This window comes from Propioniciclava sp., assembly GCF_029977985.1.
GTDB lineage: Bacteria > Actinomycetota > Actinomycetes > Propionibacteriales > Propionibacteriaceae > Propioniciclava.
This window is the reverse complement of record NZ_JARKOT010000051.1, coordinates 1-13,710: the sequence shown is the minus strand read 5'-3', so window position 1 is coordinate 13,710 and position 13,710 is coordinate 1. Positions and strand designations below refer to the sequence as shown.

Below are 13,710 nucleotides of genomic sequence, written 5' to 3'. Positions count from 1 at the left end.
TCCGTCGGCTTGATCGGCTTGGGCAGGATCGATCCGGTGCCCTGCAGGTAGGCGTCCACGCCGTTGGCGCACGAGCGCCCCTCGGCGATCGCCCACACGATGAGCGACTGGCCGCGTCCGCAGTCGCCGGCAACGAACACGCCGGGCACGCTCGTCGCGAAGTTCTCATCGCGCGCGATGTTGCCCCGCGCATCCAGCTCGACGCCGAGTTCCTCGACGATGCCCGCCTTCTGCGGCCCGACGAAGCCCATGGCGAGCAGCACCAGATCGGCCGGGATCTCGCGCTCGGTGCCCTCCACCGGCACGAACTTGCCGGCATCGAAGCGCACCTCGGTGAGCTTCAGCGAGCTGACCCGGCCGTCGGTGCCCACGAACTCCGACGTGGACACGGCGTACTCGCGGTTGACCTCGCCCTCCTCGTGCGACGTGCTGACCCGGAAGATCATCGGGTAGGTCGGCCACGGCTGGGTGCCGGGCCGCGTCTGGGATGGCGTCGGCATGATCTCCAGCTGCGTCACGGACGCCGCCCCCTGCCGCAGCGACGTGCCGATGCAGTCCGATCCGGTGTCCCCGCCGCCGATGACGACGACATGCTTGCCGGTCGCCGTGATCTGACCCTCGACCTCCTGTCCCACCGCCACGCGGTTCGCCTGCGGCAGGAACTCCATCGCCTGGTGGATGCCCGTCAGCTCCCGGCCCGGGATCGGCAGGTCGCGCGGCACCGTCGCCCCGATGGCCAGCACCACCGCGTCGAAGCGGTCCAGCAGGTCCTCCCCGGTGATGTCGACGCCGATGTTCGTCGACGGCTTGAAGACCGTGCCCTCCTGACGCATCTGCTTGAGCCGCCGGTCGAGCACCTCCTTCTCCATCTTGAACTCGGGGATGCCGTAGCGCAGGAGCCCGCCGATGGCGTCCGCCCGCTCGTACACGACGACGGTGTGGCCGGCACGCGTCAGCTGCTGCGCGGCGGCGAGTCCCGCCGGGCCCGACCCGACGACCGCGACCGTCCGCTGCGTGTGCCACTCGGGCACCACCGGCACCACCCGACTGTCGTCCCATGCCTTGTCGGCGATGGCGACCTCGATGTTCTTGATCGTCACCGGCTCACGGTTGATGCCCACGACGCACGCCGTCTCGCAGGGAGCCGGGCAGAGGCGTCCCGTGAACTCCGGGAAGTTGTTCGTGGCGTGCAGCCGATCCGTGGCTGCGCGCCATTGATCCCGGTAGATGAGGTCGTTCCACTCGGGGATGAGGTTCCCGAGCGGGCACCCCTGATGGCAGAACGGGATGCCGCAGTCCATGCAGCGGCTCGCCTGCTGCTGGATGATCGGCAGGACGGCACGGCCCGGCGTGCCCGGGTACACCTCCTGCCAGTCGTGGACGCGCTCGCCGGCCGGACGCCGCTCGGCGACCTCTCGCTCCACCTTGATGAAGCCCCTCGGATCAGCCATGTGCCGCCTCCATCATCTTCTCGACCGTCTCCTCCTCGGACAGGCCGGACGCCTCGGCGTCCGCACGCGCCGCGATCACGCGGGCGTAATCGCGGGGCAGGACCCGGGTGAACCGGCCCCGCCACGCGTCGGGGCCCGCCTCGAGCAGGCCCTGGGCGACCGTGGATCCGGTCTCGGCGACGTGCAGTTCCAGCAGTTCGGTGATGCGGGCCACGTCGTCGTCGGTGAGGCCGAACGGGTCGACCATCTCGGTGTTGAGCCGGTCGCGGTTCAGGTCGAGCACCCAGGCGACGCCGCCCGACATGCCGGCCGCGAAGTTGCGGCCCGTCGCGCCGAGGACGAGCGCCTCGCCGCCGGTCATGTACTCACACCCATGGTCGCCCACACCCTCGACGACCGCGGTCGCACCCGAGTTGCGGACGCAGAACCGCTCGCCGACCCGGCCGCGGATGAACAGCTGCCCGCCCGTCGCGCCGTAGCCGATGACGTTGCCGGCGATGATCTGCTCCTCGGCGGCAAAGGGCGCGGCGGCGTCCGGGCGCACCGAGAGCCGTCCGCCCGACAGGCCCTTGCCGAAGTAGTCGTTCGTGTCGCCGACCAGCCGCAGCGTGACGCCGCGGGGCAGGAACGCGCCGAAGCTCTGGCCGCCCGTGCCCGTCAGGGTGATCTGGATCGTGTCGTCGGGCAGGCCCTGGCCGTCGGTCGCCTTGGTGACCTCATGGCCGAGCAGGGTGCCGACGGTCCGGTCGATGTTGCGGACGCCCGCCTCGAAGGCCACCTGTTCGCCCTTCTCCCAGGCCGCGCGGGAACGCTCGATGAGCTCGACGTCAAGCTTGGCGTCCAAGCCGTGGTCCTGGGTCGTGACACAGTGCAGCGGCCCGTCGACACCGACCTGATGCAGGATCGGCTCCAGGTCGAGACCCTTGGCCTTCCAATGGTCGACCGCCGCCTTCGTCCGCAACACCTCGACGTGGCCGACGGCCTCCTCGATCGAACGGAACCCGAGGCTGGCGAGGATCTCGCGCACCTCCTCGGCGATGAACTGGAAGAAGTTCACCACGTAGTCAGCGTGCCCTGAGTACTTCGCACGCAGCTCGGGGTTCTGCGTGGCGACGCCGACCGGACAGGTGTCGAGGTGGCAGACACGCATCATGATACAGCCGCTCACCACGAGCGGGGCCGATGCGAACCCGAACTCCTCGGCCCCCAAGAGGGCGCCGATGACGACGTCGCGGCCGGTCTTCAGCTGGCCGTCGACCTGCACCACGATCCGGTCGCGCAAGCCGTTGAGCAGCAGCGTCTGCTGGGTCTCGGCCAGGCCGAGTTCCCACGGGCCGCCCGCGTGCTTGATCGACGTGAGCGGCGCTGCGCCCGTGCCGCCGTCGTGGCCCGAGATGAGCACCACGTCGGCCTTCGCCTTGCTCACGCCGGCCGCCACCGTGCCCACACCCACCTCGGCGACCAGCTTCACGTGGACGCGGGCCACCGGGTTGGCGCACTTGAGGTCATGGATGAGCTGCTTGAGGTCCTCGATCGAGTAGATGTCGTGGTGTGGCGGCGGGCTGATGAGGCCGACGCCGGGCGTCGAGTGGCGGGTCTTCGCCACCCACGGGTACACCTTGCCGCCGGGCAGCTGGCCGCCCTCACCGGGCTTGGCGCCCTGGGCCATCTTGATCTGGATGTCGGTGGCGTTGGTCAGGTAGTCGCTCGTGACGCCGAACCGGCCGGACGCCACCTGCTTGATCGCCGAGCGGCGCTCGGGGTCGTGCAGGCGGTCGGTGTCCTCGCCGCCCTCGCCGGTGTTCGACTTGCCGCCGAGCCGGTTCATGGCGATCGCGAGGGTCTCGTGGGCCTCCTTGCTGATCGAGCCGTAGCTCATCGCACCCGTCGAGAACCGCTTGACGATCTCGCTCACCGGCTCGACCTCGTCGATCGGCACGGGCTCGCGGAGCGTCTCGTCGAACTCCAGCAGGCCGCGCAGGGTCATGAGGCGCTTGGACTGGTCGTTCACCCGGTCGGTGTACTGCTTGAAGATGTCGTAGCGGCCCTGCCGGGTGCTGTGCTGCAGCCGGAACACCGTCTCGGGGTCGAACAGGTGCGGCGGGCCCTCGCGGCGCCACTTGTACTCGCCCCCGACGTCCACGGTGCGGTGGGCGAGGACACGGCGGTCGACCGGGTAGGCCTGGGCGTGCCGGGCGTGGATCTCGTCGGCGATCTCGGCCAGGCCGATGCCCTCGACGCGGCTCGTCGTGCCCGTGAAGTAGCGGTCGACGACGTCGCTCGCCAGACCGAGCGCCTCGTAGATTTGGGCGCCCGTGTACGACGCGATGGTCGACACGCCCATCTTGCTCATCACCTTGAGGACGCCCTTGCCGAGCGCCTTGCGCACGTTGTAGACGGCCTGGTCGGGCTCGACGGTGACGTACATCTCGCGGCGGGCCAGGTCCTCGGCGGACTCGAAGACGAGGTACGGGTTCACCGCGGCCGCGCCGAACCCGATGAGGAGCGCCACATGGTGCACCTCGCGCACGTCGCCGGCTTCGACGATCAGGCCCACCTGCGTGCGCGTCTTGGCGCGGACGAGATGGTGGTGCACGGCCGAGGTGAGCAGCAGCGACGGGATGGGGGCGTAGTCGATGTTGGAGTGCCGGTCGGACAGGATGATCGTGCGGCAGCCCCGCTCGATGGCGGCGTCCACCTCGGCGCAGATCTCATCGAGGCGGCGTTCCAGCTCCGCCGCACCCTCGAGCACGCGGTAGAGGCCGCGGACGATGTGGGCGTCGAACTGCGGCATCGAGCCATCCCGGTTGATTCGGACGAGCTTCGCAAGCTGGTCGGAATCGAGGATCGGGTAGTCGATGACGATCTGGTTGCAGGACTCGGGGCCGGCGCTCAGCAGGTTCGCCTCGGGGCCGAACGACCCGCGCAACGACGTGACGAGCTCTTCGCGGATCGCGTCCAGCGGCGGGTTCGTCACCTGGGCGAACAGCTGGCTGAAGTAGTCGAACAGCAGCCGCGAGCGGTCGCTCAGCACCGCCACGGGCGTGTCGGTACCCATCGAGCCGATCGGCTCGGCGCCCGTCTCCGCCATCGGCGCGATGAGCATCTTGAGCTCTTCGTGGGTGACGCCGAACATCTGCTGGCGGCGTGTCACCGACGCGTGGCTGTGCACGACATGCTGCCGCTCGGGCAGGTCGTCGAGGTTGATGCGGCGCCCGACCCATTCCCCGTACGGCTGCTCGGCGGCCAGGGTCGCCTTGATCTCGTCGTCGTTGATGAGCCGGTGCTCGTCGAGATCGACCAGAAGCATGCGGCCGGGCTGGAGGCGTCCCTTCTCGACGACGTGCTCCTGCGCGATCGGCAGGACGCCGGCCTCGGACGCGAACACGACCAAGCCGTCGTCGGTCACCCAGTAGCGGCCGGGACGCAGACCGTTGCGGTCGAGGGTCGCCCCGATCTGCGTGCCGTCGGTGAAGCAGACGGCGGCCGGGCCGTCCCAAGGCTCCATCACCGAGCTGTGGAACGAGTAGAAGTCGCGGCGGGCGGCGTCCATCTCGCCGTGGTTCTCCCACGCCTCCGGGATCATCATGAGCACCGCGTGCGGCAGCGACCGCCCGCCGAGGTGCAGCAGCTCCAACACCTCGTCGAAGGACGCCGAATCGGAGAAGTCGGGCGTGCAGATCGGGAAGACGCGCTCGAGGTCGCCCTTGATGAGGTCGGTGGCGAGCAGGGCCTCGCGGGCGCGCATCCAGTTGCGGTTGCCCTTGACGGTGTTGATCTCGCCGTTGTGGGCGATGATCCGGTACGGGTGAGCGAGCTGCCAGCTCGGGAAGGTGTTCGTCGAGAAGCGGCTGTGCACCAGCGCGAGGGCGGAGGTCATGCGTTCGTCGAGGAGGTCCGGGAAGGTCTCGGCGAGCTGCTGCGTGGTGAGCATGCCCTTGTAGACCGTCGTTCGCGCGCTCAGCGAGGCGAAGTAGACGTCCGCCTCGTTGCGCACCCGCTTCCGCAGCGGGTAGACGAGCCGGTCGAGGTCGATGCCGCTCGCCCCCTGGCCCATCACGAACAGCTGCTCCATGTGCGGCATCACCGCGACCGTGACCGGGCTGAGCGTCTCGGCGCTCATCGGCACCTCGCGCCAGCCGAGAACCCGCAGGCCCTCCTCGATCGCGATGTACTCGATGCTGCGCTTGGCCGTGGCGCGCTCGATGTCGTCGACGGGCAGGAACGCCATGCCGACCGCATAGTGCCCCACCTCGGGCAGGGTGAAGTCCACGGAGGCGCGGAACAGCGCGTCGGGGATCTGCAGCAGCATGCCGGCGCCGTCGCCCGCCGCCTCGTCGGCGCCGGTGGCGCCGCGATGATCGAGGTTCTCGAGCGCCAGCAGGCCCTTGGCCACGATGTCGTGGGACGCCTCGCCGGAGAGCTGGGCGACAAACGCCACACCACACGCGTCGTGCTCGTACTCAGGCCGGTAGAGGCCCTGGGCGGCGGGGGCGCCGAGCATGCCTTCCATCAACGCATCGTCTCCTTGTCCTCGTCTTCCGGGCAGGGTCGAGCGACCCGCGCGTCGAGACGGGGCCCACCTTAAGCAATGCGGGCCGCCTCCGCTCCCCGGCGTCTGTCAGTCGGACGCCGCCGGTGCGGTCACGTGGGGGCGCCCCGTGCCGTCACGTAGGCAATTCGGTGCCCTCACGTAGGGCAGTTCGGTGCCATGGCGACCGCGCGACTGACGCACCCAGTTCGCGCACCGCGCGCAGCAGAACCGTTGTGGACGCCCACGTTTCGGCGGCAGGAAGGGCCGCCCGCACCAGCGGGAAGCACACCAGCCGAGCCGGGTGATGGCGCCGCTCGCGTGCAGGTCGAGGACGGGCGGAATCGTGGAGGCGGCGAGCGCCGGGCCCCAGCCGGGGGTGGCCGCATGCCCGACCCAGTGGCGGGCGTCCGGCGGGCCGGCCAAGGTGCGCACGATCCCCCACTCCAGGACGAGGGCGTTGAGTCCGTCGACGTCCGAGTTCGCGCCGTCGCGGACGCCGCGTCTCAGCGCGCGCCGCAGCGCATCCACGGCGGGGAACTGGTCCTCGTCGTCGCCCGGCGGGCGCTCGACGCCCATGAGAATCTCCTCGAGCGTCGGCGTCCGGCCGTCGTACGGCGGGGGCAGGGTGACACCTCGTTGCGAACCAGGCGGCGGGCCATGGACTCGTTGTAGAGCATGTCGGTGTCGGCCGGCCCGCACGGCAACGTATTCACCAGCGCGAACGCCACGCGCAGCGCGCCCTGGTCGCGGCTCTCCCCCGCGGCTGTCTTCCCCACGCCCGCACATGAGGCAGGTAGGGGCCGAATCCGTCACCGGCCCCAACGCCACCTGCGGGGTGCTCGCTCACCACTGTCACGCTCAATCGCCCGGTTCCACCGTGACAGTCGCAGCGCGTCCCCCACGGGGAATGGCTCCGGGTCCGGCCTCCCTCCCCGGCCTGGCTTCGCTCACCACTGTCACGCCAAAGACCGATGTTTCACCGTGACGCTGCCGAACGACTACTCCTGCGGGGCAGCCTCCTCGGAAGTCTCCGTGTCCTCGACCGACGCGGCCACGCTCGGGCTCGCCTCGCGGCCCGGACGGACGCGCCACAGCCAGGCGAACAGCGCCGCGCCGGCCAAGGCGACGAGGAGGGCGGTCACCTGATTCGTGCGCAACGGGCCGACCATGTAGCTGAAGTCGGTGCGAATGCCCTCGATGACGAAGCGTCCGGTGCCGTAGATGAGCATGTAGAGGGCGAACACCTTGCCGTACCCGAGCTTGAGCTTGCGGTCGAGCCACAGCAGCAGCAGACCGCCGGTGATGTTCCAGGCCATCTCGTAGAGGAACGTCGGCTGGAACGTGGGCACGTCGGCGTACTCGGCCGGACGGTGCGCAGGGTCGATCTCGAGCCCGAGCGGGCCGAAGTCGGGCCCTCCGAAGAGCTCCTGGTTGAACCAGTTGCCGAGGCGTCCGACGCCCTGGGCGAAGATCAGGCCGGGGGCGAGGGCGTCCGCGAAGGTGGCGAGACGCAGCCCGTAGTGGCGGCAGACGAGCCACGCGGCCAGGGTGCCGCCGAGGAGCGAGCCGAAGATCGCGATGCCGCCCTCCCAGATGGCGAAGGGATTCATGCCGCCGGCACCGAAGTAGTCGTCCCAGTGGGTGAGGACGTGGTAGATGCGGGCGAACACGATCCCGACGGGGATCGCCCAGAGCACGATCGTCTCGAAATGCTCGGGCTGACCCCCGCGAGCCACCCAGCGCCGCGAACCGAGCCACCAAGCCACCCCCATACCGGCGATCAGGCAGAGGGCATAGATGTGGATCGTCAGCGGACCGAGGGAGAACGAACTGATGTCGGGGCTCGGGATCGACAAGATCACGCGGGCCATCATGCCGCATGCGCGCCCAGGGTGGGCTGCCACGCCGGTAGGGTGGCGCAGAGTGACCACCGCCGTTCCGGTCGAACTCGCCGGCTACCTGACCGAACTCGTCCGCCGGCTGAGGGATGCCGTCGGCGACGACCTGGGGGGAGCCTGGCTCATCGGAAGCGCCGCACAGGGGGTGTACGAGCACGGAGTCTCCGACGTGGACGTCCTCGCCGTCACGCGCCGCCGATGGCCGGAGGCGGCGCGTCGCGCGCTCGGTGAGCGCATCGTGCACCCGGCGCTGCCCTGCCCGACCGTCGGGCTTGAGTTCGTCTGGTACGCCCGCGACGATCTGGTCGATCTCGCCGATCCGGTCGCCTTCCAGCTGAACGTCAACGGCGGGACGCAGCGCCCCAGCTCCGTGCAACTCGCCCCCGACGGCTTCCCGAACTACTGGTCGGTGCTCGACCTCGCGGCCGCGCGGCAGGTCGGCGTGCCGCTCGAGGGCGCGCGGGCGGCGTCCGAGGTGATCCCAGAGGTGCCAGCGGGGCGGGTCCGCAGGGCCGTCGACGAATCCATCACGTGGCACGACGGGCCCGACGCCGGGTCGCCGAACCGCGTGCTCAACCTCGCGCGCATGCTCGTGCTCGCCACGGAGGGCCGCTGGGTCTCCAAGCCGGCGGGCGCGGCCGAGGTGCGCGCGCGGAATCCTGAGTTCGCGGACGCCATCGACGAGGCCCTCCGCGCCCGCGCCGAGAGCCGCTGGATGGACCCCGCCTACGCCGAGTCCCTCAGCACGGCCGTCCGGGCCGCCCTGGGCTGACGCCGCCGCCTGGGCTGACGCCGGGGCTCTCGGCGGGAGAACCCGGGGCTTTCGACGCTCAGCCGGCGCGGACGCCCGTGGTCAAGTCGGCGACGAGGGCGCGCAAAGCGGTGAGGTCGGCCGGGGTGCCGGCGTCCTCGGCGTCCAGGAGGGTCTTGACGAGGGCCGAACCGACGATGGCGGCGTCCGCGAACGAGGCAATCTCGGCCGCCTGCGCGCCGCTGCTGACGCCCAGCCCCACGCCGACCAGCGTCTCCGGCGCGAGCCGGCGGATGCGGGCCACGAGCTCTGGCGCCGCCGAGGAGGTCTGCTGCCGGGCGCCGGTCACGCCCATGACGGCGGTGGCGTACACCCAGCCGCGGCAGGCGTGCGTCGTGGAGACGATCCGCTCGTCGGTCGAACTGGGAGCCACAAGGAAGATGCGGTCGAGGCCGTGGGCCTCGGAGGCGACCATCCACTCCTCGGCCTCGTCGGGGGTGAGATCGGGCGTGATGAGGCCCGCTCCCCCGGCGTTGGCGAAGTCGCGGGCGAAGGCGTCCACCCCGTAGCGATCGACGAGGTTCCAATACGTCATCGCCACCGCGGTCGTCCCGGTCGCGGCGACCGCCTCGACGGCGGCAAAGGCGTCCTGCGTCCGGACGCCGCGGCGCAGCGCCTGCGCCCCCGCCCGCTGGATGACCGGGCCGTCCAGGATGGGATCGGAGTAGGGCAGGCCCACCTCGACCATGTCGACTCCGGGCGCGTCCCCGCCCACGCCGCACAGCGCACGGAAGGCGTCCAGGGAGGTGGGGACATCGGGGAAGCCGACGGGCAGGTAGGCGACCACGGCGCCGCGCCCTTCGGCGCGCGCGCGGAGCAGGGTCTGCCCGGAAACACCCGGATCGCTCATCAGAAGCCTCCCACCGTGTCGTTGGGCGTGCCGTCGAGGCCGAACCAGCTCAGCGCGGTCGCCACGTCCTTGTCGCCGCGGCCCGAGAGGCAGATGCAGATGAGCGGCTCCAGGTCGGGCTGCTCTTCAGCGAGCCGGCGCCCGAGGCGCAGCGCGCCGGCCACGGCGTGCGCCGACTCGATGGCCGGCATGATGCCCTCCAGCTTGGTGAGGAGAGCGAAGGCGTCCATGGCCTCGGTGTCGGTCACGGGCTCGTACGTGCCCCGGCCGGACGCCGCCAGCCACGCGTGCTCGGGGCCTACCCCGGGGTAGTCGAGGCCGGCGGAGATCGAGTGCGACTCGATGGTCTGGCCGTCGTCGTCCTGCAGGATGTAGGTGCGCATGCCGTGCAGCACCCCCACCGACCCGCCGTTGATGGATGCCGCATGGCGCCCGGTCTCGATGCCGTCGCCCTCTGCCTCGTAGCCGTAGAGGCCCACCGCGGCGTCACCGATGAAATCGGCGAACATGCCCATCGCGTTCGAGCCGCCGCCGACACAGGCGGTGACGGCGTAGGGCAGTTCGCCGTAGCGCTCGAGCAACTGCGCCCGAGCCTCGGTCGAGATGACCCGCTGGAACTCGCGCACGACCTTGGGGAACGGGTGCGGCCCGCCGACGGTGCCGATGAGGTAGTGGGTGGTGTCGACCGAGGCCACCCAGTCGCGCATGGCCTCGTTCATCGCGTCCTTCAGCGTGGCCGAGCCGGACTCGACGGCGATCACCTCGGCGCCCAAGAGCTGCATGCGCGCCACGTTGAGCGCCTGCCGGTCGGTGTCGACCTTGCCCATGTAGACCCGGCACTCAAGCCCGAGCAGCGCGGCCGCCGTGGCGGTCGCCACACCGTGCTGCCCCGCGCCCGTCTCGGCGATCACCCGCGTCTTGCCCATCCGCCGGGTGAGCAGCGCCTGTCCGAGCACGTTGTTGATCTTGTGCGAGCCGGTGTGGTTGAGGTCCTCGCGCTTGGCCACGAGCCGCGCCCGCCCGGCCTCCTTGCTCAGCCGTGGGAGCTCGGTGATCGGGCTCGGCCGGCCCGCGTACTCGCGGCGCAGCCGGTCGAGCTCGTCGACGAACGCGGGGTCGGCCATGGCGGCGGTGAACTCGGAGTCCAACTGCACCAGCGCCGCGTGCAGCGCCTCGGGCACGTACTGCCCGCCGAAGATGCCGAAGTGCCCCGCCTTGTCGGGCAGGGGGGTAGGGGTCTCGCTCACGCGATGCCTTTCTGGTCGGTGCGGTTCTCGGTGCGGATCAACGGGCCTGCGCCGCGCTTCCGGCCGCGATGAACTCGGCGACGGACGCCGCCGGATCGCCCTGCTTGACGAGGGCCTCGCCGACGAGGATCACGTCGGCCCCCGCGGACGCCACGCGCTCCACGTCGGCGACGCCGCTGATGCCGGACTCGGCGACCTTGACCCGGTCGTTCGGAATGAGGCCGGCGAGCGCCTCGAACTGGCCGAGGTCGACCGCCAGCGTCTGCAGGTTGCGATTGTTGACGCCGATGAGGGCGGCCCCCGCGTCGACGGCCCGCCGCGTCTCCTCGGGCGTGTGCACTTCGACGAGCGCCGTGAGCCCCAGTTCGGCGGCCAGCGCCGAGAGCCGGGCGAGTTCGGCGTCGGAGAGGGCGGCGACGATGAGCAGGGCCAGATCCGCGCCTGCGGCCCGCGCCTCCCACAGCTGGTAGTCGCTGACGATGAAGTCCTTGCGCAGCAGCGGCGTCGAAACCGCGGCGCGCACGGCCACGAGGTCGGCCAGCGAGCCGCCGAAGCGGCGGGCCTCCGTCAGGACGCTGATCGCCGCGGCCCCGCCACGGGCGTAGTCGGCGGCCAGCGCCGCCGGGTCGGGGATGGCAGCCAGGGCGCCCTTCGAGGGCGAACTGCGCTTGACCTCGGCGATCACGGACAGGCCGGGCGCGCGGAACGCCGGCATCGGGTCGCGTGCGGGCGGCAGCGCGGCCACCACGTCGGCGAGTTCGGCGATGCTGCGCGCCGCCTGCCGCTCGGCGAGGTCCTCGCGGACCCCCACGATGATGTCGTCGAGGACACCCATCCAGTTCAGAGCCCCCTACTGGCCGAGGCCGGCCTTGCGCATGAAGCCGCCGACGACGGCGCCGAGCACGGCCACGCCGAGCCCGATGCCGATGACCAGCCAGTTGAGGCCCATGAGGAACCCGACTGCCGCGACGATGAACCCGACGGCGGTGATGGCGCTGCCGGTCCAGGCGGCGGGGGTGCGGCCGTGGTGGTATTCGCGCTTGGCCACGCGGGTGCCCCGGGTCTGCACGTTGCTCATGTCGGCTCCTCGTCTCCTGCGTCCCGCGTCGGGTCGCGTCCTTCGTCCATAGCTTTCCAAGAAGCCTGCGAATCCGCCACCTCGGCCGCGGGGGCGTCGCCATCCGGACGCCTCCGCCCCGCCTCCGGCCTGGCCACCAGCCAGGCGGACGCCGCGACGCCGACGAGCGCCAGCGCGGCATGGATGCCGGGCCAGAACGTGGGGTGGGCGATGGCGTCGGTGGCCAGCATGGCCGTGGGGACCGCGGCGGCGAGGGTGGCGGCGTCCGTGCTGAAAGCGCTGACGCCCACGGCGACCATCCCGGCGCTCAACGCACCGAGCAAAATGCCGATGACGCGGCGTCCGGCAGCGCCGAGGGTGAGGGTGAGGAGCAGCCCACCGGCGGCGGCGACCGCGAGCACCTGGGCGAGCCCGCCCGTCCCCGCTCCGCCGGCGACCTCCGCGGCCCCGGAGCCGACCGGCCCGGCCCACGACAGCGTCCACCACGGCGCCAGCGCCGTCCCGAAGGCGCCGGCCACCGCCAAGGCGGCGAGCCGCCGGGGCGTCACCCTCACGGGGCGAGCCGACTGAGGTCGGACGCCACCTGCACGGCTCGCAACGCTGCCGCCGCCTTGTTGCGGGATTCCAGATCTTCGGAGGCAGGCACCGAATCGGCCACGATGCCGCCGCCTGCCTGCACGAAGGCGCGGCCGCCCTTGAGCACGGCGGTGCGGATGGCGATGGCCACGTCGGAGTTGCCCGCGAAGTCGAAGTAGCCGACGACGCCGCCGTAGAGGCCCCGGCGGCTCACCTCGAGACGATCGATGATCTCCATGGCGCGCACCTTCGGCGCCCCCGACAGGGTGCCGGCCGGGAAGCAGGCGAGGGTGGCGTCCAGGGCAGTGCGCCCGGCGCTCAACTCGCCGACGACCGTCGACTCGAGGTGCTGGATGTGGCTGTACTTGCGGACCTTCATGAACTCGACGACGCTCACCGTGCCCGGCGTACACACGCGACCGAGGTCGTTGCGGCCGAGATCGACGAGCATGAGGTGTTCGGCGCGCTCCTTCGGGTCGGCCACGAGGCGTGCCTCGAGGGCGGCGTCCTCCTCGGGGGTGGCACCGCGCGGCTGGCTGCCGGCGATGGGGTGCGTGAGCACGTGCCGGTCCGTGACCGTGACGAGCGCCTCGGGGCTGGACCCGACGATGTCGAGGCCGTCGAGGCGCAGGAGGTAGAGGTACGGGCTCGGATTGGTGACCCGCAGCACCCGGTAGACGTCGAGCGCGTCGGCCGGGCAGGGCGCCTCGAACCGCTGGCTCACGACGATCTGGAACGCCTCCCCCGCCTTGATCTCCTCGATGGCCTCGCCGACGGCGGCCTCAAACTCCGGCTGCGTGCGCTGCCGGGTGTAGACGGGCGACGCGTCCGCCGGGCGCAGCGACGCCAGGGATGCCCGCGGGTCGGCCAGCCGCGCCGCCATCGCCTCGACACGGGCGACGGCGTCCGCATAGGCCGCCTCGGCGCGCTCGGACGTGTCGTCGAAGTTGATCGCGTTGGCGATGAGCCACACCTCGCCGGTGTGGTGATCGAGGACGGCCACGTCGGCCGCCAGCATCATCACCATTTCGGGAAGGGCGAGGTCGTCGGGGTTCGTGTCGGGCAGGCGCTCCAACCGTCGGACCACGTCGTAACCCAGGTAGCCCACCATGCCGGACGTGATCGGCGGCAGGCCGTCGGTCCGCGGCGTGTGCAGCCGGCGGAGGGTCTCGGCGAGCACGTCGAGCGGATCGCCGCCGGTGGGCAGATTCGCGAGTTCGCGGCCGGTCCAGTGTGCCTGCCCGTTGCGTTCCGACAGCACGGCA

At 71.2% G+C, this 13,710-nt stretch carries 11 protein-coding genes; 1 reads left to right on the top strand and 10 read right to left on the bottom strand.

Annotated elements, in window-relative coordinates; genetic code table 11:
* The 4 genes from Q1K57_RS03020 to lgt form a co-directional block, all read right to left on the bottom strand.
* Positions 1–1,451: glutamate synthase subunit beta (locus Q1K57_RS03020; protein WP_300078860.1), on the bottom strand; the 1,451-nt coding region annotated here is incomplete at its 3' end.
* Positions 1,444–5,955 carry a glutamate synthase large subunit gene (gene gltB / locus Q1K57_RS03015; protein WP_300078861.1) on the bottom strand — a complete coding sequence of 1,504 codons (4,512 nt, stop codon included), beginning with the start codon at positions 5,953–5,955 and terminating at the stop codon, positions 1,444–1,446. The genes gltB and Q1K57_RS03020, both read right to left, overlap by 8 nt.
* Positions 5,956–6,072: 117 nt before the next feature.
* Positions 6,073–6,561 carry a hypothetical protein gene (locus Q1K57_RS03010; protein ID WP_300078859.1) on the bottom strand — a complete coding sequence of 163 codons (489 nt, stop codon included), beginning with the start codon at positions 6,559–6,561 and terminating at the stop codon, positions 6,073–6,075.
* Between the two features lie 422 nt (positions 6,562–6,983).
* Positions 6,984–7,847 (bottom strand): prolipoprotein diacylglyceryl transferase, encoded by an 864-nt coding sequence (gene lgt / locus Q1K57_RS03005; RefSeq protein ID WP_300078858.1) that lies wholly within the window; start codon positions 7,845–7,847, stop codon positions 6,984–6,986.
* Between the two features lie 61 nt (positions 7,848–7,908).
* Between lgt and Q1K57_RS03000 the strand changes: the two genes are divergently transcribed.
* Positions 7,909–8,655 (top strand): aminoglycoside adenylyltransferase domain-containing protein, encoded by a 747-nt coding sequence (locus Q1K57_RS03000; RefSeq protein ID WP_300078857.1) that lies wholly within the window; start codon positions 7,909–7,911, stop codon positions 8,653–8,655.
* A 58-nt stretch (positions 8,656–8,713) separates the two neighbouring features.
* On the opposite strand, the gene trpA is transcribed toward Q1K57_RS03000, so the two are convergent.
* The 6 genes from trpA to Q1K57_RS02970 all read right to left on the bottom strand — a co-directional run.
* A complete protein-coding gene (gene trpA / locus Q1K57_RS02995) occupies positions 8,714–9,544 on the bottom strand; it encodes a tryptophan synthase subunit alpha (protein ID WP_300078856.1) in 831 nt (276 codons plus the stop codon).
* Positions 9,544–10,791: a tryptophan synthase subunit beta gene (gene trpB / locus Q1K57_RS02990; RefSeq protein WP_300078854.1), complete on the bottom strand. Its 1,248-nt coding sequence runs from the start codon at positions 10,789–10,791 to the stop codon at positions 9,544–9,546. Before trpB ends, trpA begins: the two co-directional genes overlap by 1 nt.
* A gap of 37 nt (positions 10,792–10,828) precedes the next feature.
* Positions 10,829–11,626: an indole-3-glycerol phosphate synthase TrpC gene (trpC, locus tag Q1K57_RS02985; RefSeq protein ID WP_300078853.1), complete on the bottom strand. Its 798-nt coding sequence runs from the start codon at positions 11,624–11,626 to the stop codon at positions 10,829–10,831.
* 15 nt (positions 11,627–11,641) lie between these two features.
* Entirely contained in the window at positions 11,642–11,869 is a 228-nt protein-coding gene (locus tag Q1K57_RS02980) for an HGxxPAAW family protein (protein ID WP_300078852.1), read from the bottom strand.
* Complete coding sequence (locus tag Q1K57_RS02975; protein ID WP_300078851.1) at positions 11,866–12,423, bottom strand: Trp biosynthesis-associated membrane protein; 558 nt, start codon at positions 12,421–12,423, stop codon at positions 11,866–11,868. Before Q1K57_RS02975 ends, Q1K57_RS02980 begins: the two co-directional genes overlap by 4 nt.
* Positions 12,420–13,710, bottom strand: a 1,291-nt coding sequence (locus Q1K57_RS02970) for a chorismate-binding protein (protein WP_300078850.1), incomplete at its 5' end; no start/stop codon positions are given. The genes Q1K57_RS02970 and Q1K57_RS02975, both read right to left, overlap by 4 nt.

Coding starts and splice junctions, on each gene's coding strand:
- Q1K57_RS02980 (WP_300078852.1), bottom strand. CDS start 11,869: ATGAGCAACGTGCAGACCCGGGGCACCCGCGTGGCCAAGCGCGAATAC.
- Q1K57_RS03010 (WP_300078859.1), bottom strand. CDS start 6,561: ATGGGCGTCGAGCGCCCGCCGGGCGACGACGAGGACCAGTTCCCCGCC.
- trpA (WP_300078856.1), bottom strand. CDS start 9,544: ATGAGCGATCCGGGTGTTTCCGGGCAGACCCTGCTCCGCGCGCGCGCC.
- gltB (WP_300078861.1), bottom strand. CDS start 5,955: ATGCTCGGCGCCCCCGCCGCCCAGGGCCTCTACCGGCCTGAGTACGAG.
- trpC (WP_300078853.1), bottom strand. CDS start 11,626: ATGGGTGTCCTCGACGACATCATCGTGGGGGTCCGCGAGGACCTCGCC.